At 49.1% G+C, this 21,741-nt stretch carries 18 protein-coding genes, 5 tRNA genes and 1 pseudogene; 21 read left to right on the top strand and 3 right to left on the bottom strand.

The window, feature by feature from the left end:
* Positions 1-18: 18 nt before the first annotated feature.
* From iolA to ASL14_RS05240, 15 genes and pseudogenes are all read left to right on the top strand, one after another.
* Positions 19-1,482: a methylmalonate-semialdehyde dehydrogenase gene (gene iolA / locus ASL14_RS05310; RefSeq protein WP_134910723.1), complete on the top strand. Its 1,464-nt coding sequence runs from the start codon at positions 19-21 to the stop codon at positions 1,480-1,482.
* Positions 1,483-1,497: 15 nt separating this feature from the next.
* Complete coding sequence (gene iolB / locus ASL14_RS05305) at positions 1,498-2,337, top strand: 5-deoxy-glucuronate isomerase (protein WP_134910722.1); 840 nt, start codon at positions 1,498-1,500, stop codon at positions 2,335-2,337.
* A 22-nt stretch (positions 2,338-2,359) separates the two neighbouring features.
* On the top strand, positions 2,360-3,385 hold the full coding sequence (gene iolC / locus ASL14_RS05300; RefSeq protein ID WP_134910721.1) for a 5-dehydro-2-deoxygluconokinase: 1,026 nt from the start codon (positions 2,360-2,362) through the stop codon (positions 3,383-3,385).
* A 14-nt stretch (positions 3,386-3,399) separates the two neighbouring features.
* The gene (iolD, locus tag ASL14_RS05295; protein WP_134910720.1) at positions 3,400-5,310 is read left to right on the top strand and encodes a 3D-(3,5/4)-trihydroxycyclohexane-1,2-dione acylhydrolase (decyclizing); all 1,911 of its coding nucleotides are present in this window, start codon (positions 3,400-3,402) and stop codon (positions 5,308-5,310) included.
* 17 nt (positions 5,311-5,327) lie between these two features.
* On the top strand, positions 5,328-6,233 hold the full coding sequence (gene iolE / locus ASL14_RS05290) for a myo-inosose-2 dehydratase (protein ID WP_134910719.1): 906 nt from the start codon (positions 5,328-5,330) through the stop codon (positions 6,231-6,233).
* Positions 6,234-6,238: 5 nt separating this feature from the next.
* Positions 6,239-7,666 (top strand): sugar porter family MFS transporter, encoded by a 1,428-nt coding sequence (locus ASL14_RS05285; protein ID WP_134910718.1) that lies wholly within the window; start codon positions 6,239-6,241, stop codon positions 7,664-7,666.
* A gap of 32 nt (positions 7,667-7,698) precedes the next feature.
* Positions 7,699-8,727 carry a bifunctional inositol 2-dehydrogenase/D-chiro-inositol 1-dehydrogenase gene (locus ASL14_RS05280; RefSeq protein WP_134910717.1) on the top strand — a complete coding sequence of 343 codons (1,029 nt, stop codon included), beginning with the start codon at positions 7,699-7,701 and terminating at the stop codon, positions 8,725-8,727.
* Between the two features lie 137 nt (positions 8,728-8,864).
* Positions 8,865-9,739: pseudogene (locus tag ASL14_RS05275) on the top strand (sugar phosphate isomerase/epimerase family protein).
* A 105-nt stretch (positions 9,740-9,844) separates the two neighbouring features.
* Positions 9,845-10,696, top strand: a complete 852-nt coding sequence (gene iolI, locus ASL14_RS05270; protein WP_134910716.1) for a 2-keto-myo-inositol isomerase — start codon at positions 9,845-9,847, stop codon at positions 10,694-10,696.
* Between the two features lie 53 nt (positions 10,697-10,749).
* The gene (fba, locus tag ASL14_RS05265; protein ID WP_134914403.1) at positions 10,750-11,622 is read left to right on the top strand and encodes a class II fructose-1,6-bisphosphate aldolase; all 873 of its coding nucleotides are present in this window, start codon (positions 10,750-10,752) and stop codon (positions 11,620-11,622) included.
* A 400-nt stretch (positions 11,623-12,022) separates the two neighbouring features.
* A complete protein-coding gene (locus ASL14_RS05260) occupies positions 12,023-13,345 on the top strand; it encodes an outer membrane lipoprotein-sorting protein (protein ID WP_134910715.1) in 1,323 nt (440 codons plus the stop codon).
* Between the two features lie 262 nt (positions 13,346-13,607).
* Positions 13,608-14,804 (top strand): alanine racemase, encoded by a 1,197-nt coding sequence (gene alr / locus ASL14_RS05255; RefSeq protein ID WP_134910714.1) that lies wholly within the window; start codon positions 13,608-13,610, stop codon positions 14,802-14,804.
* A gap of 294 nt (positions 14,805-15,098) precedes the next feature.
* Entirely contained in the window at positions 15,099-15,380 is a 282-nt protein-coding gene (locus tag ASL14_RS05250; protein WP_007429334.1) for a CopG family ribbon-helix-helix protein, read from the top strand.
* 6 nt (positions 15,381-15,386) lie between these two features.
* Positions 15,387-15,737, top strand: coding sequence for a type II toxin-antitoxin system PemK/MazF family toxin (locus ASL14_RS05245; RefSeq protein ID WP_007429335.1), 351 nt, complete (start codon positions 15,387-15,389; stop codon positions 15,735-15,737).
* Between the two features lie 180 nt (positions 15,738-15,917).
* On the top strand, positions 15,918-18,140 hold the full coding sequence (locus ASL14_RS05240; RefSeq protein ID WP_189338230.1) for a Tex family protein: 2,223 nt from the start codon (positions 15,918-15,920) through the stop codon (positions 18,138-18,140).
* A 103-nt stretch (positions 18,141-18,243) separates the two neighbouring features.
* On the opposite strand, the gene cmpA is transcribed toward ASL14_RS05240, so the two are convergent.
* Positions 18,244-18,378, bottom strand: coding sequence for a cortex morphogenetic protein CmpA (gene cmpA / locus ASL14_RS05235; protein ID WP_007429337.1), 135 nt, complete (start codon positions 18,376-18,378; stop codon positions 18,244-18,246).
* 160 nt (positions 18,379-18,538) lie between these two features.
* Here cmpA and ASL14_RS05230 point away from each other — a divergent pair, with 160 nt between their 5' ends.
* From ASL14_RS05230 to ASL14_RS05220, 3 genes are all read left to right on the top strand, one after another.
* A complete protein-coding gene (locus tag ASL14_RS05230) occupies positions 18,539-19,051 on the top strand; it encodes a SprT family protein (RefSeq protein WP_134910712.1) in 513 nt (170 codons plus the stop codon).
* A 44-nt stretch (positions 19,052-19,095) separates the two neighbouring features.
* Positions 19,096-19,171 (top strand) — tRNA-Asn (locus tag ASL14_RS05225).
* Between the two features lies 1 nt (position 19,172).
* Positions 19,173-19,261 (top strand) — tRNA-Ser (locus tag ASL14_RS05220).
* A gap of 95 nt (positions 19,262-19,356) precedes the next feature.
* Here ASL14_RS05220 and ASL14_RS05215 read toward each other — a convergent pair.
* Together ASL14_RS05215 and ASL14_RS05210 are read right to left on the bottom strand one after the other, a co-directional pair.
* Positions 19,357-20,229 carry a Cof-type HAD-IIB family hydrolase gene (locus tag ASL14_RS05215; protein WP_134910711.1) on the bottom strand — a complete coding sequence of 291 codons (873 nt, stop codon included), beginning with the start codon at positions 20,227-20,229 and terminating at the stop codon, positions 19,357-19,359.
* 46 nt (positions 20,230-20,275) lie between these two features.
* Positions 20,276-21,034 (bottom strand): DeoR/GlpR family DNA-binding transcription regulator, encoded by a 759-nt coding sequence (locus ASL14_RS05210; protein WP_134910710.1) that lies wholly within the window; start codon positions 21,032-21,034, stop codon positions 20,276-20,278.
* Between the two features lie 243 nt (positions 21,035-21,277).
* Here ASL14_RS05210 and ASL14_RS05205 point away from each other — a divergent pair.
* The 3 genes from ASL14_RS05205 (at position 21,278) to ASL14_RS05195 (ending at position 21,604) form a co-directional block, all read left to right on the top strand.
* Positions 21,278-21,349: transfer RNA gene (locus tag ASL14_RS05205), tRNA-Glu, on the top strand.
* A gap of 81 nt (positions 21,350-21,430) precedes the next feature.
* A tRNA-Lys gene (locus tag ASL14_RS05200) sits at positions 21,431-21,506 on the top strand.
* Positions 21,507-21,521: 15 nt separating this feature from the next.
* Positions 21,522-21,604 (top strand) — tRNA-Leu (locus ASL14_RS05195).
* Positions 21,605-21,741: the final 137 nt, after the last annotated feature.

Below are 21,741 nucleotides of genomic sequence, written 5' to 3'. Positions count from 1 at the left end.
CGCAAGGAGGAACAATGTATGTCTGAAGCACGGAAACTGAAAAACTACATTAACGGAGAATGGGTAGAGAGCAAAACAACACGTTATGAGGAAGTATACAATCCAGCTACGAAAGAGGTTGTAGCACTGGTGCCGATTTCGACGCAGGAGGATACAGATTACGCGGCTGAGGTTGCGGCCCGTACCTTTGAACAGTGGAAGAAGGTTCCTGTTCCACGCCGTGCCCGCATTTTGTTCAATTACCAACAGTTGCTCATAAAGCACAAAGAAGAGCTGGCCCGCCTGATCACCATTGAGAACGGTAAAAATTTGTCCGAAGCGTTGGGTGAGGTTGGACGTGGGATCGAAAATGTGGAGTTTGCCGCTGGAGCGCCTACCTTGATGATGGGTGACTCGTTGGCGACAATTGCAACGGATGTGGAAGTGGCGAACTATCGGTATCCGATAGGAGTGGTTGGCGGCATTGCCCCTTTTAACTTCCCAATGATGGTACCGTGCTGGATGTTCCCGATGGCGATTGCGCTGGGAAATACGTTTATTTTGAAGCCTTCCGAGAGAACGCCGCTGTTAACTGAAAAGCTGGTGGAGCTGTTTACGGAAGCCGGACTGCCAAAGGGTGTATTTAACGTGGTGTACGGCGCTCATGATGTGGTCAACGGTATTTTGGATCATCCGCAGATCAAGGCGATTTCCTTTGTCGGCTCCAAGCCGGTAGGGGAATACATCTACAAGCGTGGTAGTGAAAATCTCAAACGTGTTCAGGCTCTTACGGGAGCGAAAAACCATACCATTGTGCTGAATGATGCGGATCTGGACGATACGGTGACGAACATTATAGCTTCGGCTTTTGGTTCAGCAGGTGAGCGCTGTATGGCATGCGCCGTGGTTACTGTGGAGGAAGGAATTGCGGACGCACTTCTAGCCAAGCTGACAGAAAAAGCAGGCAGCCTGAAAATCGGCAATGGGCTGGATGATGGGGTGTTCCTCGGTCCGGTCATTCGGGAAGAAAATCAGCAACGAACCATTCGCTACATTGAAAAAGGCATTGAAGAAGGAGCCACTTTATTGTGTGATGGGCGTGAACGTGTGTCGGACGAAGGCTTTTTTATCGGGCCAACGATTTTTGATGGCGTAACTACGGACATGACGATCTGGAAGGAAGAAATTTTTGCTCCTGTGCTGTCCATTATCCGTGTGAAGCATCTCCAGGAAGCGGTAGACATTGCCAACCAATCTGAATTTGCAAATGGAGCATGTATTTTCACTACGAATGCGTCAGCGATTCGTTATTTCCGTGAAAATATCGACGCAGGCATGCTGGGCGTAAATCTGGGTGTACCCGCACCGATGGCTTTCTTCCCTTTCTCGGGATGGAAATCCTCATTCTTCGGAACACTACCTGCCAACGGTAAGGATGGGGTAGAATTTTATACCCGCAAAAAGGTTGTGACAGCGCGGTATCCCAAGCCTGTTTTTGAGTGAGGGGGGAGTAGAGATATGAGTAAATTGCTGCGAAAACCAGGCACGAATAACGAAGCTCCAACAACTACACCAACTACGAAAACGGGGACCCTCGTCCATGATGTAACAGCGAGTAATTCGCCATTATCCTATATCGGTTTTAAAATCGTGGATTTGGCTCCGGGTGAAGTGTACGCCGAGGAACTGGGCAAAACGGAATGCTGTATTGTGGCGGTCACAGGCCGCATTCATGTTACCGCGCAGGGAGAATCTTATGAGAATATAGGCACGCGAACGAGCGTGTTTGAGAAAATACCGACCGATAGTGTGTATGTATCCAATGATAGTGCTTTTCAGGTGGAGGCGGTCACGCCAGCCCGGATTGCGTTATGCTACTCTCCTTCGACCAAGCAGCTACCGACCCGGCTCATTCGGGCTGCAGAAGATAATCAGGTGGAGCATCGGGGGCAGTATCATAATCAACGCACGGTGCATAACATTTTACCGGATTCCGATCCGGGTGCGAACAGTCTGTTAGTGGTTGAAGTGTTCACGGATAGCGGAAACTGGTCCAGCTATCCTCCGCATAAGCATGACCGGGATCGTCTGCCAGATGAATCATTGCTGGAAGAAACCTATTATCATGAAATCAACCCGCCGCAGGGCTTTGTGTTTCAGCGTGTCTATACCGATGACCGTTCGCTGGATGAGACGATGACCGTGGAGAACGGCGATGTGGTCATTGTACCGAAGGGATATCATCCGGTGGGTGTGCCGGACGGTTATACGTCCTATTATTTGAATGTCATGGCTGGACCGACACGTATTTGGAAGTTTCATAATGATCCTGCGCATGAATGGATATTGAAGCGTTAACCGGAGAGGAGAGAAACAGCCCGTGAAATATGAATTCAACAGTCCCACCGAGAGAGAATATGATCTGATTGCCATCGGTCGAGCTTGTATTGATCTGAACGCAACGGAATATAACCGCCCGATGGAAGAGACGATGACGTTTACCAAATATGTAGGGGGTTCCCCGGCGAATATCGCGATTGGGGGTTCCAGGTTGGGCTTGAAGGCCGGATTTATTGGCAAAATTGCTGACGACCAGCATGGACGTTTTATTGAAAAATACATGCGCAACACAGGCATTGATACCTCCAATATCGTGGTGGATCAGGAAGGGCACAAGACCGGGCTGGCTTTTACCGAAATTAAAAGTCCGGATGAATGCAGTATTCTGATGTACCGTCAGGATGTGGCGGACTTGTACCTGACCCCGTCCGAGGTGGATGAGGAATATATCCGCAAAGCCAAGCTGTTGCTCGTGTCAGGGACAGCTTTGTCCAAAAGTCCCTCCCGCGAGGCGGTGCTGAAAGCGGTAAGTCTGGCACGGAAAAATGACGTTAAAGTGGTGTTTGAGCTGGATTACCGTCCGTATTCGTGGGCCACACCGGAGGAAACGGCGGTGTACTACGCACTGGTTGCCGAGCAGTCAGATGTAGTCATAGGCACTCGTGACGAATATGACGCTTTGGAAAATCGAGCGGTTGACGGTGATCAGCAGGAGCAGGGAGAGCAAGCCAATGAGCAGACAATCCGCTATCTCTTCCAGCATGCGCCAGAATTAATCGTGATCAAGCATGGGGTCAAAGGCTCCTACGCTTATACCAACACAGGAGAAACGTTCAGCGGCCGAGCCTATAAAACGAAGGTTTTAAAAACCTTTGGTGCGGGCGATTCCTACGCCTCCGCGTTCCTGTATGCACTCTTGCGGGGCAAGGATATTGAAACGGCTCTTAAATTCGGCAGCGCCTCGGCTTCTATTGTGGTGAGCAAGCACAGTTCCTCCGATGCCATGCCGACAGCCACAGAGATCGAGCAACTGATCGCGGAGAATGAAGCCAAACAGTACAGATAGGAGGAGAGCAGACGATGCGAACAATTCGTTTGACGACCGCACAAGCGTTAATACGCTTTTTGAATCAGCAATACGTGCATATCGATGGCCGAGAGTTTCCATTTGTAGAAGGTATATTTAACATTTTTGGACACGGAAACGTACTGGGCATCGGACAGGCGCTGGAGCAGGAATCAGGTCACTTGAAGATTATTCAGGGGAAAAATGAGCAGGGCATGGCCCACGCAGCTATTGCATACAGCAAACAGCTACTGCGGCAAAAAATATACGCAGTCACGACATCCGTCGGACCGGGCGCAGCTAATTTGGTGGCTGCCGCAGGTACAGCGCTGGCGAATAACATCCCTGTGCTGCTGCTGCCGGGGGACACCTTTGCTACGCGCCAGCCCGATCCGGTGCTACAGCAGGTGGAGCAGGAGCACAGCGCAGCCATCACGACCAATGACGCGCTGCGGCCCGTGTCCCGCTATTGGGATCGCATCACCCGTCCCGAGCAGCTCATGTCCAGCCTGATGCGGGCGTTCGAAACGATGACGAATCCGGCCACGGCAGGACCAGCGACGATCTGTATTTCTCAGGATGTGGAGGGCGAAGCGTTCGATTACGAAGAATCGTTTTTTAGTAAGCGCATTCATTATATCGACCGCAAGCTGCCGTCCGAACGGGAATTACAGGGTGCGGCAGATATTTTAAAGGCGAGCTGCAAGCCCGTGATTCTGGTCGGCGGCGGTGCTAAATACTCTGAGGCACGCGAAGCTTTGATCGCGCTGTCCGAGCAATACCAGATTCCGCTGGTCGAAACACAGGCCGGGAAATCGACGGTGGAAAGCACGTTTGCAAACAACCTGGGCGGCGTGGGTATCACCGGAACGGCAGCAGCAAATGCGGCGGTGCGACAGGCGGATCTGATCATCGGGATTGGCACGAGATACACCGATTTTGCCACATCCTCGAAAACGGCTTTTGAGTGGGATACGACCCGGTTCCTGAATATCAATGTCAGTCGTATGCAAGCGTACAAACTGGATGCATTTCAGGTTGTCGCAGATGCAAAAACAACGCTGGAACAGCTTGGCTCCCGGTTGGAAGGCTACACAAGCACGTGGGGAGACACCATTTCACAGTTGAAGAAGGATTGGTTAGCCGAACGTGACCGTCTAAGTCAAGTAACCTTTAGTCGAGAAGGCTTTACACCAGAGGTGAAAAACCAGTTTACACAGGAAGTGCTAAATGAATATGCGGACGCTCTCCAGACCGAATTGCCGCAAACGACGGCTTTGATCGCAGTCAACGATACGATCGCGCCAGACAGTATCATCATTAGCTCAGCCGGATCTTTGCCAGGGGATTTGCAGCGCGTATGGAATCCAGCCGTCCCGAACACCTATCATCTCGAATATGGTTACTCCTGCATGGGGTATGAGGTATCCGGCACGTTGGGACTGAAATTGGCAGAACCGGATAAGGAAGTATACTCCATCGTAGGTGATGGTAGCTTCCTGCTGCTGCATTCCGAACTGATTACTTCGATTCAATACAATCAGAAAATCAACATTGTGCTATTCGACAATTCGGGCTATGGCTGTATTAACAATTTGCAGATGGAGCATGGCAGCGGCAGCTACTATTGTGAATTCCGTACACATGACAATCAGATTCTCAATATAGATTATGCCAAAGTAGCCGAAGGCTATGGAGCGAAGACTTACCGTGCCAATACGGTAGAGGAATTAAAAGCAGCGCTCGAAGACGCGAAAACCCAGACGGTTTCCACACTCATTGAACTGAAGGTGCTACCGAAGACAATGACGGACGGCTATGATAGCTGGTGGCATGTCGGTGTAGCCGAGGTATCCGATTCAGACGGCGTGCAGCAGGCGTATGAGGCCAAAGAGAAAAAGCTGGAAAACGCCAAACAATACTAGGAAGGAAGGTCTGGCTCATGTCTATTTTGTGGGGGATTGCCCCGATTGGCTGGCGCAATGATGATATACCGGAAATCGGGGCAGACAACACGCTTCAGCATCTACTTAGTGACATTGTCGTTGCCGGATTTGACGGAACTGAGGTGGGCGGTTTTTTCCCTGAACCCCAAATTCTGAATAAAGAATTGCAGCTACGCAATCTGAAAATTGCCGGACAGTGGTTCAGCAGCTACATCATTCGTGACGGTATCGAGGAAGCAGCGGCGGCTTTCCACAAGCATTGTGCTTATTTGCAGCAGGTGCATGCCAGTGTGGCAGTTGTTTCCGAGCAAACATACAGCATACAAGGCACAGGCCGATGCGTCTTTTCCGACAAACCTTATTTTACAGATGAAGAATGGAGCCATTTGTGCCAGGGACTGAATGAGCTGGGCAGGATTGCAGAGCAATATCAGTTAAAGCTGGTATTTCATCATCATATGGGAACGGGTGTGCAGACACTGGAAGAAGTAGATCGTCTCATGGCAAATACTGATCCCATGCATGTACATTTGCTCTATGATACAGGCCATATTTATGTGTCAGACGGAGACTACTTGACGCTGCTGCATCGGCATATGGATCGTATTCAGCATGTGCATTTCAAGGATGCACGCAAGAAAGTGCTGGATAGCTGTAAAAAAGAGAAAAAATCCTTCCGTGACTCCTTCCTGATGGGCATGTTTACGGTCCCTGGCGATGGATGCATTGATTTCAGCAAAGTGTACGAAGTGCTATTGAAGCATCAGTACAGAGGCTGGATTGTTGTCGAAGCGGAACAGGACCCGGCGGTTGCGCACCCTCTGGAGTACGCGCTGATCGCTCGCAAGTATATTAATGAAGCTTTACTTGCTCACACTTTAGGGAAGACAGAGGAGAGGTGAACGAATTGAGTAACGGGGCAGTTCAAAATACATTTTTGCGCAAGATCGTCATCATTTCTACCTTGGGTGGCCTGCTGTTCGGATATGACACTGGAGTTATTAACGGTGCGCTTCCTTACATGTCAGCTAAAGATCAGCTTAATCTTACAGCGCTTACACAAGGTTTAGTTGCCAGTGCGCTGCTGTTCGGCGCTGCGTTTGGTGCAGTGTTCGGCGGCAGATTATCCGATTACAACGGTCGCAGAAAAAATATACTGTTCCTCGCTATCTTGTTCTTTATCTCCACGCTTGGCTGTACGCTCGCACCGAACATCACGGTGATGATTATATGCCGCTTTATGCTCGGGTTAGCTGTTGGTGGCGCATCCGTAACCGTGCCTTCATATCTGGCGGAAATGTCTCCCGCCGACAGGCGCGGCCGGATCGTCACCCAAAACGAATTAATGATCGTAAGTGGTCAGTTGCTTGCTTTTATTTTCAATGCTATTCTCGGTACAACGATGGGCGAGCATCCACATGTTTGGCGTTATATGCTCATCATTGCAGCACTACCCGCCTTATTCCTGTTCTTCGGCATGCTGCGTGTACCGGAAAGTCCACGTTGGCTCGTATCCAAGGGCAGAGATGGTCAGGCTTTGGGTGTATTGAAACAAATCCGTAATGAACAACAGGCATCCAATGAATTGGTAGAAATTAAATCTAATCTGGAAGAAGAATCTGATATTCAAAAAGCAGGCTTTAAGGATTTGGCAGTTCCCTGGGTACGTCGTATTTTGCTTATCGGTATCGGTATCGCGGTGGTTCAGCAGATTACAGGCGTGAACTCCATCATGTATTACGGCACCGAAATATTAAAAAATGCGGGGTTTGCAACCCAAGCCGCTCTGATAGGCAACATTGCTAACGGTGCGATTTCCGTACTGGCGACCTTTGTAGGGATATGGCTACTCGGTAAAGTGGGCCGTCGTCCAATGCTCATGACGGGGCTGATCGGGACCACCTCGGCGCTGCTGCTCATTTCCATTTTCTCCAGCACATTAGCAGGATCACCTGCTCTGCCTTATGTAGTATTGGCATTGACCGTCACGTTCCTTGCTTTCCAACAGGGAGCCATTTCTCCGGTCACCTGGCTGATGCTGTCGGAAATATTCCCGCTTCGTTTGCGTGGCTTTGGTATGGGACTAACCGTTTTCTTCCTGTGGATTGTGAACTTCATTATCGGTTTGTTGTTCCCGGTATTGCTCGGCGGATTGGGATTGTCCACTACATTTTACATTTTCGTCGTACTTGGCATTCTCGCCATCCTGTTCGTCAAAAAATTCCTGCCAGAAACGAAAGGGCTTACATTGGAGCAAGTTGAGCATAATTTCCGTAATCACGGCAAACAGCCCGTTGCTGGCAAGCATCTTGAAGAGATCGTACAAATGAAATAATCGTACAGATGAATTAGAGGAGGAGCAACATCATGACATTAAATATTGGAGTTATTGGAACAGGAGCTATCGGACGTGAGCATATCAGACGAATTACCAACAACCTGTCCGGCGGTAAAATTGTAGCGGTCACAGACGTGAACCCGGAAGCGGCCAAAAGCGCGGTTGAGCAATTCAAGTTGGATGCCGTCGTGTACCCGGATGATAAATCACTGGTTGCTGCGCCCAATGTCGACGCGATCGTTATTACGAGCTGGGGACCTGCACATGAAGCGAGCGTGCTGGCGGGGATTGCGGCAGGAAAATACGTTTTTTGTGAAAAGCCCCTGGCTACGACAGCCGAAGGCTGCAAAAGCATCGTGGAAGCAGAGATCAAGCATGGCAAGCGACTGGTTCAAGTGGGCTTTATGCGCCGATATGACCGGGGCTACGAGCAATTGAAGCAAGCGATTGACAATCGTTTTATCGGGGAACCGCTCATAATCCGCGCAGCACACCGAAATCCGGAAGTAGACGACAACTACACGACTGACATGGCGATTACCGATACGCTGATTCACGAAATAGATGTGCTGCACTGGCTCGTCGATGATGATTATACCTCCGTACAGGTCGTATATCCTAAGAAAACGCGCCATGCATCAAGCCATTTGAAGGACCCTCAAATTATTATGCTGGAAACCAAAGGCGGGATCGCTATTCAAGCCGAGGTGTTCGTGAATTGCAAATACGGCTATGACATCCAATGCGAGATTATTGGTGAAGAGGGTGTAGCGAAGCTGCCAGAGGTGCCGGGCATTGTGTACCGCAAGGAAGCTCAACTGGGCGTGGATTTGCTGATGGATTGGAAGCAACGCTTTATAGATGCCTATGACCGGGAGTTGCAGGATTTCATTGATTCGATCAAGGCAACAGGCGAACCGAAAGGCCCAACCTCATGGGACGGCTACATTGCCGCAGTGACAGCCGATGCGTGTGTGAAGGCACAAGCAAGCGGAGTTAAGGAAGCGGTTACAATCGGAGATAAGCCAGCCTTCTACCAAAATGTCGTTCATCAATAATCACAACAAAAGACTTATAACAAAAATTTGTGTGTGACTTCATCCGACCCCGTAGCGCCTTAGATGCTCATATGCTGGTCTAGCACAGCTTTTGATGTAAGGCTAAAAAATCATCACAAAAAATGGAGGAATGAAACATGAAATTAGCGTTGGACCCAACCCTGTACAAAAATATCCCGTTGAAAGAAATGGTAGATAAAACGGCGCAATTGGGCTATGACTACATTGAATTGTCACCTCGTGAGGACTTCTGTCCATTTTACAAATATCCTAAGGTCGATAAGGCTCAGATTAAAAACCTGAAAAAGTGGCTAAATGACGCGGGAGTGAAAATTTCATCGTTGCTACCGCTATATTATTGGGCCGGACCGGACGAAGATCGCCGCGAGGCCGCCGTGCGGAACTGGAAGCGTGCCATTGAAATCGCGGTGGAGCTGGATGTGGACCTGATGAACAGTGAATTTAACGGTTCCAAGTTTAACGCGGATATTTGCGAGGAAAAGTTTATCAAATCCATGGATGAGCTGCTTCCGGTTTTGAGAGGGAAGGCGTGAAATTGAATCTGCAAGCGCATCCGTATGATTTTATCGAAACCAATCAGGGCGCAGTGGATATGATTCGGGCGCTCGACAAACCTTGGATTAACCTGGTGTATTCCACGGCGCATACCTTTTTCTATGATGATGGGATTGGCGATATTGCGCCCATGTTCGACTATGCAGGCGACCGCCTGACGCATGTACTGTTTGCAGATACATTTAACCACAAAGCCGCTGACGGCCTGCGTTATATCGTCAACCCTCCCGGCGTCGAAGCGACGGTACATCAGCATTTGAACATTGGCGAGGGAGAAGTGGATTTTGACACTATCTTCCGTAAGTTAAAAGAGATGAAATTCGACGGAATTGCCACCAACTCCGTATTTGCCTGGATGGAAAAGGCAGATGAATCCAGCACCTTTATGCTGAACAAAATCAAAGATGGTTTGGGACTTGCGTCACCGACGAAATGATCAAGGCAATAACCGGAACTTGAAGATATTTTACGAAACGCCTTGGGCAGACCCGTTCGAGCTGCGACTACGGTGTTTCCTCATAACAGGAGAGAGGTGCAGACGATGAAGCTATGTTTTAATCAGGCGACGACCCTGCGAAATTCCAATCTAGTGAAGGATTTGCAGCTTTGTGAGCAGCACGGCTACGACTACATTGAAATTCGCACAATGGATAAATTGCCGGAATACTTGCAGGATCATACGATTGACGATTTGGTAGCGTATTTCAACACTCATCATATTAAGCCGTTGGCGTTCAACGCGTTAGTCTTTTTCAACAATCGTGACGAAGCCGCATATCAGGAAATTATTCGTGAATTTAAAGAAATGCTCGTTACAGGCCAAAAACTGGGGATTCAATACATCGTTGCCGTTCCGCTGGTGACAGAAGAAAAAATACGCAAAGAGGATATTCGTCAAAGCGCTGTGTCTGTTTTGAAAGAGCTGTCGGATTTAGCTGAGCCTTACGGCATCCGTATAGCGGTCGAGTTTGTGGGGCATCCGCAATGTACAGTCAATACATTTGGTCAGGCTTACGATATTGTCGAGGCGGTGGATCGGGCTAATGTCGGGCTGGTGCTGGATTGTTTCCATTTCCATGCGATGGGTTCACGTTTGGAGGATTTGCAAAAGGCGGACGGCTCGAAAATATTTATTTTACACATTGACGACACCGAGGATTTCCCAATTGGTTTTCTGACCGATGAGGACCGGGTATGGCCGGGACTTGGCGCCATTGATTTGGAAAGCATTTTGTCCACTTTAAAAGGAATTGGCTTCTCGGACGTTGTATCGGTGGAGCTATTCCGGCCTGAATATTATGAGCTGGATGCAGAGGAAGCCATCCGGACGGCCAAAGAGACAACCATTCAGGCGGTGTCCGGCGTTTATGAGATTCGGCAGGAAGTCAGATAATCGGTCAGATGATCTGGAAATAGAGATACTCGGAAAGGAGGGCCACTATGCCGTTGCCATTCGTGTCTATGAAAGAGATGCTGCTCAAAGCCAAAGACGAGAAATATGCGGTGGGACAGTACAATTTAAACGGTTTACAATGGGCTAAAGCGATTTTACAGGCAGCCGAGGAAGAACATGCCCCCGTCATTGTGGCTGCTTCCGACAGGCTGGTAGAATATTTGGGAGGCTATCGGACAATTGTGGTAATGGTCAGTGCCTTAATGGAGGAAATGTCAATTACCGTTCCGGTGGCGCTTCATTTGGATCATGGCAGGACAGTAGAGAACTGCAAGCGAGCGATTGAGGCCGGGTTCAGCTCGGTGATGATTGACGGTTCTCATGATCCGATTGACGTCAATATAGCGATGACCCGGCAAGTCGTAGATTATGCGCGTTCCTATGGAGTCTCTGTGGAAGCAGAGGTCGGTACGGTCGGAGGCATGGAAGACGGGCTGGTAGGTGGAATCCGGTATGCAGATGCGCAGGAATGCTCACGTATGGTGCAGGAAACCGGAATCGACGCATTGGCGGCTGCCCTTGGCTCGGTTCACGGGCCGTATCAGGGAGAGCCCAAGCTGGGCTTTGCTGAAATGAAGCATATTTCGGAATTGACGGGCATCCCGCTTGTACTGCATGGCGGTTCCGGCATCCCTGAGCATCAGATTACCAAGGCGATTGAATTGGGCCACGCCAAAATCAACGTCAATACCGAATGCATTCAGGCTTGGGCTGAGGCCGTTCGTAACGCATTAACGAGTGATTCCCATGTCTATGACCCGAAGACCATTCTCACACCGGGTACAGCAGCGATTACTGCTGTGGTCAAAGGGAAGATGCAAGAGTTTGGCACGAGTCATAAGGCAGATGTGCGTTTTACCGTGTAATGTGATTAGAGAACACAGCCTTCAAAGTAATTTCAAAGCTGCTTCCTGTGCGGATTTTTACCGTGTAGGGAACGGCTTTTTTTCGTGCGCAAAAAGTAGGCAAAATGTATCGATTTTTATTTTCCATAGTATACAATGTATTTTTATACATTATTAATGAAAGAGGTTTTGTAATGGGATTGTTTTTTACATATGTTTTACTAGGCTTTTCTATAGCATAGTCTGTGGGTACGATTACGTATTTTTGGTATGAATTTATCATTAGTGTTCACAAGCTTTTGTAGCAATACAAATCGCCATCCAAGCTCTCAAGCTTGTCATGCCAGTCTGCATAAATCGAACAAGTCCTTCATAGACATGTACTAATTCATTTAAAACATGTGCTGAAGGGGTTGATGATATGCGCCGGATTTCATGGATGCTTGCCATGGTCATGTGTGTAACGCTGCTGCTGGCCGGGTGCGGCAAGAAGAGCGCGGATGATGTGGTTAAAGATTTGAGTGACGTGGTGAGCGACCTGAACAGCTACCACGGTACAGCTTTGATGACGCTGCATACCGGCGACACGCCGCAGGAGTACAAGGTGGACATTTCCTACCGCAAGCCTTCCTATTACCGAATTGCCATGACGAATGAGAAAAAGGATGTTACTCAGATCGTGTTACGCAATGATGAGGGTGTATTCGTATTGACGCCCAGTCTGAATAAGAGCTTCCGCTTTAAAAGCGATTGGCCGAACAATCAGGGCCAGGTATATTTGTATGAAACTCTGGTTCGCAGCATTATCGGCGATGCTTCACGTCAGCTGGCTTCGGACGATAAATCCTATGTGTTCGATGTAGCGGCAAACTACAACAGCCACGCGCTGGTAAGGCAAAAAATATGGCTGTCCAAAAATAACTATGCACCCACTCAGGTACAGGTATCTGATGCGAATGCGAAGGTAGTTGTGGATCTGAAATTCGATCAATTTGCGTTTGATACGAAGTTCGACAAGGACTCTTTTGATATGGAGCGCAATATGGCTTCTGGAAAAACAGGTAAGGGAAATGAAGGAACGCCTTCAGCCGGAGCAGTGGATTCCAGCGGGCAACTAGATCCTACAGGTACGATTGATGGCACGACTGGCGTAATCTCGGGCGAGCAAGGACAAGTGCAGGGAACAGCAGGAGAGAAGGCACAGCAGCCGTCAGGAGAAGCGTCGATGGATGGAGCTGCCACAGGCGATACGTCAAAACCGGATAGCGCGGACGCGACGGGTAGCACGGATACGGAGGCCAAGCCGGATACAGCGAGCAATACAGAGGCGCAACAGCAGACTCCGGGTGCATCTGATGCAGCAACAGAGACATCGGCAGGCACGGATGCTGCTGAAGCTGTGATGGGTGAGTTCGGCTTGATTGAACCGTCCTATACGCCAGCCGGGGTACAGATTAAGGATACGCCGGAGCTGGAGGACAATGGTACACATGCGGTGATGCTACGGTATAGTGGGACGTATAACTATACGATAGTGGAGGCGCGTCCGAAAGATCGGGCCGTATCGCTGGCTGCGGGTGAACTGGTCGATATTGGAGGAAGCTTTGCCGTTCTGACGGGTAGCGAGCAGCAGACGATGACCTGGATGAATGACGGCATAGAGTTCCGTATTACCAGTGCTGACCTGCCCGTGAGCGAAATGATACAAATTGCCGCTTCTATACAGGATCAATCGGGTAAATAAAACTTTATAGACGGATGCAGACGGTTTAGAGTGTATTTTACTCTGCTTCCGCCCGTATCCGTCTTTTGTTCATTCGAGGTCTAGAGGTGTGCACCGCTCGCTTGGGAGTCATGTTCTTTGTGGAGGATGCTGGCAAACGCCATCTGCCATTGACAGCCACGTTTCAGAACATTACCATTAACCTTTGGAAGTAAGGACTTTGCCACATTCCGAATGGTAAAAGGTATGTTACAGGCTAACAATTGAAGAAGGTGACTGGATTTTGCAAGCACAATACAGATCGACCCGGGCCGAAATCAACCTGGATCACCTTGGCGCCAACTATGAGGCTTTTCGCAGGGCATTGCCAGCGGATAAGCTGTTGCTGGCTTGTGTCAAGGCCAATGCCTATGGACACGGTGCCGTGGAAATTTCAAAGGAATTGGAACGCCTTGGTGCGGATTATTTGAGCGTCGCTTTTCTGGATGAAGCGTTGGAGCTTCGTCATGCGGGGGTTCAGCTACCGATTCTTGTACTCGGCTATACCTCACCGGAAGCTGTACAAATGGCTTGGGAGCATGATATCTCATTGACTGTGTTCAGTGAGGAAGTGCTGGAGGGTATCCGCAGACTGGACCGACAAGGAAACGAACGCAAGCTGAAGGTGCACATCAAAATAGACAGCGGCATGGGAAGACTGGGTTTGCTGCCTGGAGAAGAGGCTGTGACTTTTGTCCGGCAGACTCACGAATTAGAGCAAGTACTGCTGGAAGGCATGTACACCCATTTTGCCCGCGCGGATGAAGAAGACAAAAGCTATACACTGCTACAATATGATCGGTTTCGGGGCGTGGCGGAAGCGCTAAGGGAACAAGGTATCACCATTCCCATTATACATACGGGCAACAGCGCCGCCACCATTGATACCCCTTCCCTTTCCCCCAATATGGTGCGGATTGGCATCAGTATATACGGTCTGTATCCGTCTGATGAGGTTAACCGGCAAGCCATTGAACTGCTGCCTGTATTGTCATTGAAGACGGCGGTGGTTTATACCAAGACGCTTCCTCCCGGCTGGGGAGTTAGCTATGGCACCCGGTATGTGACCTCAAGTGAAGAACGGATCGGTACACTGCCAATCGGCTATGCGGATGGATACTCCCGCATGCTGAGTGGGAAGATCGAAGTGTTGGTACGCGGTCGCCGCGTCCCGGTACTCGGTACGATTTGCATGGACCAGTGTATGGTATCCTTACAATCTTTCGCAGAAGATGCGGAAGAAATCCAAACCGGCGAAGAGGTTGTTCTCATCGGCCAGCAGTCCGGCGAAACTATCGCGGCGGATGAGCTGGCATCCAAGCTTGGTACGATCCACTATGAGGTGATCTGCATGATCGCACACAGGGTACCGCGTGTATATACACGGGGAGATATTCCTGTCGTTCGAGTGAATTCGCTTCTTCCAACCCGCTGGGATTAATTTCATGACGCAAATTACCGGTTAAAAGCAGGAGTTTTCGCAGAACGTCCCGAAATATGTACAAAGGAAAGAAAAGAGCGCTGTAACTGTCAAATCGACGCATCAGGCTCCGCTGACACTTGTATTTCGGGGATCAAACGCCTGTACGAAAACGAACTGTGTAGTTTATAATGGAATGCAGCATAGATGATATATGAATATCATATATATTCTCTTGTATTCCGTTTGAATAAATTACCGGGAATAACGTTATAATGGTACAATGGCGACAAGGTTTTGGGGGTGGAAGAGAAGTTGGCCAATTTGCAGAACACCAAAAGAATAATGATCAGTTTGCCGGATCATCTCTTGCAGGAAGTGGACGGGATCGTAGCTATGGAAAATTCCAACCGCAGTGAATTTATCAGGCAGGCCATGAAGCTGTATGTAGGCGAACGAAAAAAACGTTACATTCGTGAAGCTATGCAGCGTGGTTATATGGAGATGGCTAAAATTAACTTGACCATGGCCTCCGAAGCCTTTCATGCGGAGGAAGATGCAAACAGCACCTTGGGCCGTACAGTTAGCGGGGTGTAATCCATATTGATCGTAAAGCGCGGCGACGTTTTTTTTGCAGACCTTTCACCCGTAGTCGGTTCCGAGCAAGGTGGCGTCAGACCTGTGCTGATCATTCAAAATGATATCGGCAACCGGTTCAGTCCCACCGTGATCGTGGCAGCCATCACCGCCCAGATTCAGAAGGCGAAGCTGCCCACACACGTGGAAATCGACGCGGCGACGCATGGCTTTGATCGCGATTCTGTCGTTCTTCTGGAGCAAATTCGGACGATCGACAAGCAAAGGCTTACCGACAAAATCACCCATTTGGATGAAGAAACCATGCGCAAAGTGAGCGATTCGCTACAAATCAGTCTCGGTTTGATTGATTTTTAGCATTTTGTAACGACGAGTGAAACGGGAAAAGGGCAGCGCGTGGGCGCTGTCCTTTTGCGTGTCCGATGAAAAATGTAGGCTGGGCCTGGCTTCATCGTTACGTGCTGGCGCTTTGATTCTTTTTTTGTGATAATGAAAGACATGATGAAAGACAAGAGTTGTAAGGAAGAAGGGATAGCTTTGTCTAACGAGGAAACGAAAACGGAAATCCGGCAGGAGCCGAACGAAGCAGATCGCCAGGAGCGGATTGTCAAACAAGTGGCGAGAGAGCTGTCGCTGGCACTCAAGCAAATCCGGACGACGATCAGTTTGCTGGATGAAGGGAATACGATTCCTTTTATCGCGCGATACCGTAAGGAAATGACAGGGGAACTGGATGAAAATCAGCTGCGTGAAATTGAGGATCGTGTGCTGTATTTACGTAATTTGGAGGACCGTAAGGTAGAGGTCATTCGCATTATTGATGAGCAGGGCAAGCTGACAGAAGACCTTCAGGCTGCCATCACTTCTGCGGTTAAGCTTCAGGAAGTGGAGGATCTGTACCGTCCATATCGGCAAAAGCGCAAAACCCGCGCGAGTGTGGCGAAGGAACGGGGGCTGGAGCCGCTGTCCATCTGGATCTGGAGCCAGCCGAAGCAGGGCGATGCTCTGAAGGAAGCTGAGTCCTATGTGAATGCGGAATTGGGAGTGGACAGTGCCGAGGCGGCTATTCAAGGAGCTTTGGACATTTTAGCGGAAAATATAGCGGACGACGCGGGTATTCGCCAATGGGTGCGTCGATATACACTGGATCATGGCATGCTAACCTCCGAAGCGAAGGACGCAGAGCAAGAGTCTGTCTACGAGAACTACTACAGCTATCGTGAGCTGGCTAAGAAAATGCCGCCTCATCGTATTTTGGCGATTAATCGCGGAGAGCGTGAGGGCATTCTCAAGGTCGGACTGGAGGTAGCGCCTGATTCGATTCACAATTACGTCGCAGGTCAAGTGATTAAAGGCTCATCCGCCGTGGAAGAGCTGCTGCGCAACGTCATTGAGGATGCGTATAAAAGGCTCATCGCACCCTCTATTGAGCGTGAGGTGCGCGCTGAAATGACAGAGAAGGGCGAGCGGCAGGCCATCTCTATCTTTGCGGGCAATTTGCGGAGCCTGCTGTTACAGGCCCCGATCAAGGGCCGCCGTGTGCTCGGTGTCGATCCGGCGTTTCGGACAGGCTGCAAACTGGCGGTAGTAGATGATACGGGCAAGCTGCTGGAAGTCGCGGTGACGTATCCGACACCGCCGAACAACAAAAAGCGTGAAGCTGCCGAGAAATTCAAGCAGCTCATTGCCCAATACAATATTGAGCTGATCGTCATCGGTAACGGAACGGCTTCGCGTGAAACAGAGCAATTCGTGGCTGAAGTCATCGCAGATATTGGCGACAGCAGCTTGGCGTACCTGATCGTCAATGAGGCAGGCGCGAGCGTTTATTCCGCCTCCAAGCTGGCGCAGGAGGAGTTCCCGGATCTGGACGTGGCTGAGCGCAGCGCGGCATCCATTGCACGTCGTGTGCAGGACCCGCTGGCCGAGCTGGTCAAGATTGAGCCGAAGGCCATTGGTGTAGGCCAGTATCAGCATGATGTGTCACAGAAGCATCTGGATGAAAGCTTGAAGGATGTTGTAGAATCGGCAGTTAACCATGTCGGTGTGGATGTAAATACCGCTTCCTCGGCATTGCTGTCCTATGTAGCGGGCATTAACGCGACAATTGCCAAAAATATCGTGAAATACCGTGAGGAAAACGGCAAATTCAACAACCGTCGTCAGTTGCAAAAGGTACCGCGTCTTGGCGCGAAAACCTACGAGCAATCGGTTGGTTTTATCCGTATACCGGGTGGAGAAAATCCGCTGGATCGCACGCCGATTCACCCTGAATCGTATGCTGTCGTAGACCGCCTGTTGGCTGAACTGGGCATCAGCGCCCACGATCTGGGCACCAAGGCTGCGACGGAAGCGCTGAACGTGTCCAACATTGACGAACTGGCCGCGAAGCTGGAAGTCGGCGTGCCGACAATGAAGGATATTCTGGACAGCCTCCAGCGTCCGGGCCGTGACCCGCGTGACGAGCTGCCGTTGCCTGTATTCCGCAAGGATGTGCTCAAGATCGAGGATCTGGCACCGGGCATGGAGCTTCAGGGAACCGTCCGCAATGTAATTGATTTCGGTGCGTTCGTCGATATCGGCATCAAGAGTGATGGATTGGTTCATATTTCGCAGCTGCGCAACGGCTTCGTCAAGCATCCGATGGATGTCGTATCCGTTGGTGATAACGTAACCGTGTGGGTGCTGAATGTAGACTTAAAAAAAGGCAGGGTCGGTCTGACGATGAAAGCTCCGGCAGAAGCGCAATCGCAGGCATAATACTCTACAAATCCGTATAACCGCTTTATTAGGGTATAACAAAAGCCGGAATCTCCGAACCACTTCGGAGACTCCGGCTTTCATTTTTTACTGCCCTGAACTTCTACCCATTGTTGGCATCAAACTCTACGCCTGGTGCTTTATGATAAAAAAACCAACAATCATTCAACAGTTTGATCTGGCGCCGGTCCTTTTTGTAAAAGGCCCGCATAAGCTGGTTGCTGAGCCATTGAGGCAAGCCAATCTCCTCCTCTGCGTTACTTCTGTATGTTTAGCATATGGGGTGGGTGCCTAAAGTGTGCTTATCAATTGGATGGCTTATCAATTGAGGGTTAGACTTTGGACGTTGTTTTGTAATATGCTTGGAAGTATGGAGCAAAGGAGGAGAACGTGTAAGGATGGAGTCCAAGTCCCTTAGCAATTCGATGAACCATTCCATGAGTGATGAAGAGCTTCAGGAATGGGTGGAGCATATTTCAATGGAGAGTTTTGGCGTACCGTTTCGCCATCGTGCCAGCTTTAATTCGCGTCTGTCTTCCACAGGCGGTCGATATTTTATGAAAAGCCATCATATTGAAATTAATCCGCATCAACTTGCAGCCTACGGACGGTCTGAGGTGGAAAAAATTATTAAGCATGAGTTGTGCCATTATCATTTGCATTTGCGCGGGATGGGTTACCAGCACCGAGATGCGGATTTTAAAGCATGGCTGGCCCGTGTAGGAGGGAGCAGGCATTGCCAAACTCTGCTGGGGAGAGCGGAACGAAAGCCGCAGCCCTATCGCTACAAGCTGGTGTGTGCCTCTTGTAGTCAGGAATACTTGCGGAAACGTAAAATGAACCCCCAGCGTTACCGCTGCGGTAAATGCGGAGGCAAACTTCATCTGCTGGCACTTGACGGCGCCCCATGAATCATGGTAAATTAAACGTACTGTATGATAATTTACAGCAATGTTCCCTGATAGCTCAGTTGGTAGAGCACTCGACTGTTAATCGAGTTGTCACAGGTTCGAGTCCTGTTCGGGGAGCCATGGAGAGGTACCCAAGTGGCTATAAGGGGACCCTCTGCTAAGGGGTTAGACTGCGAAAGCGGTGCGAGGGTTCGAATCCCTCTCTCTCCGTTGATTTTTCAGATCAGAAAAAGGACGCTCGTATGCATCGAAATGATGCTTGCGAGCGTCCTTTTTTTGTCTATGAAAGCCTGTGGATTTTCAGTTTACAAGGTCGGCTTCGGGAGTCTATCCAGTATATTTAGAAGAGTATGAGCTACGCCATTCTTTACATTGGTCAGGGTAACTTCAGAGCAGACGGCCTTGATGTCGTCTTTTGCATTGCCCATAGCGATGCCTTTACCTGCCATCGTCAGCATCGAAATATCGTTATAGCTGTCTCCTACCGCTGCGACTTCCTCCATGGAAATACCCAGATGATCTGCAAGATAACGCAGTGCGTTTCCTTTGGAGGCATCCCTATGCTCCACTTCAAAGTTACGGTCCGAGGAAATGACCATATTCAGGCCGGGGAATTCCCGATAACGCTCGCGCCCCCGGTTCAATTTGGCTTGATCAAAGGAGAAGCACAGCACGTTATAAATCTCTACATCCAGCGGAATGTCTTCATACGAGGGGATACGGGTATGCCCGGTCTGTTCATATTGTTTCTCGGCTGCATGTAACAAAGCATCCAGCGAAATATCCGGATTGGCGCTTAACAGGCGATCCATTTCAACAGCCAGTAGCTGATGTCCGTTTTGTGGAGAATAAATAGCACGGTCTGTCATGACCTCATAATAAAAATCGTTTTCGCGTAACCAGCTCAGCACTTCAAACGTCTCACTCCGGTCCATCGGTGTAGAGGTTAGCTGGCGACGATGTGCATCGTGTACGGTCGCACCATTTGCTCCGATGACGGGAGTCACGAGTTCTGCTTCCTCCAGCTTGATCCAGGCATCATAAGCGGCTCTGCCCGTGGCAATGGTCACCTGAACGCCTTGCTGCTGTGCCTTACGGATCGCGTCTGCGTTCACCTTGCTTATTTTTGCTTCCTCGTTTAGCAGTGTTCCATCCAAATCAATCGCAAACAGTTTCATTTCTCCATCTCCTGTCTTCTTCTATATGTCTCATACTTCTTCCACATTACGGAACAATAATTTCAACATCATGACGGCGAAAAACATCCAGCATGGCCGGGTCCGGCAAACAGTCGGTGATAACGATATCCACCTCGTATAAATCGGCAAAGCGGTAAGGAAGGTTTTTACCAAATTTGGAGTGATCCGCAAGAATGATCACCTGATCGGCCTGTTTCATCATTTGGTGCTTGAGCATACCATCCTCTTCATGATTAATGCTCAATCCATGGACAGAAATGCCCCCGATCCCAACAAAAGCTTTGTCTACAAAATAGCGGGACAGGGTAGCGATGGCGGAAGACCCGTAGACAAAACGGTGCTCCTTTTGCAAGCGTCCGCCGAGTAGATGAATCGAAACGCCGTCCTTTTCGGAAAGAACATCAGCCTGATTAATCGAATTGGTAATGACCGAGCACTCCTTTACATGGAGCCTTTCTGCACATGCCTGTACAGTGGTGGAGGAATCGAGAATGATGCGATCTCCGTCTCGAACCATACTGGCAGCTATTTGTCCAATGACTTGCTTTTCCTCGGATACAGTGAGTAGTCTCTCTTTATAGTTTCTGGTTAATTCGTGATCCAGTGTGGGTAGAAGGGCACCGCCACGGGTTCGAATAATTTTCTGGTGTTCCTCTAGCTTTACCAGATCCCTGCGGGCCGTATCTCGTGATACATTAAAAAATTCGCAAATATCATCCACCGAAATACGCTTGTGAAGCTGTAGGTAATCAACAATTTTTAGCATCCGCTCTTCTTGATACATAAAAAGCTCCTCTGTTCAAAATGATTTCGGTATTCTGTAAGTGATTATAAGTAAAGTTAAGTTATTTTGCAATATAATCTCTTTTTATGCTTCTAATAACGTGAATAAAGCAAATTTTCGTAAGTGAAAATGCGTTTTAATTCTCGGTAAACAACTTATTTTAAATTTTTCAAAATAAGTATTGTCATTCATTCTTCTATTTGATATACTCTTTCTTGTCGCCAAGTTGGTGTATAAAAATACGGCCCGTTGGTCAAGCGGTTAAGACACCTCCCTTTCACGGAGGTAACAGGGGTTCGATTCCCCTACGGGTCATTGTTGTCTTTATGGACTACATGTTACATGCTTAAGGGAAATTCCTGAAGTCTGATGGCGGACATCTTGGATGAACAGCATGAGCCATTAGCTCAGTTGGTAGAGCACCTGACTTTTAATCAGGGTGTCGAAGGTTCGAGTCCTTCATGGCTCACCATTTATATTTTATTATGCGGTCGTGGTGGAATGGCAGACACGCTATCTTGAGGGGGTAGTGAGCGTACGCTCGTGGAGGTTCGAGTCCTCTCGACCGCATCAATGGAATGAACGGAAAGGTCTCTCACGGTAGAGGCTTTTTTTGTTTGTGTAATGATACAATAAAGTAGTCATAATTATAAAATAATGATTCCATAGTATAATATAACGCCATAATGTTATAGAATGATAAGTAT

Origin of the sequence: Paenibacillus sp. IHB B 3084 (assembly GCF_001447315.1) — a bacterium.
In the GTDB taxonomy this organism is placed as follows: domain Bacteria; phylum Bacillota; class Bacilli; order Paenibacillales; family Paenibacillaceae; genus Paenibacillus.
This window is presented reverse-complemented; position numbering and strand designations above follow the sequence as displayed.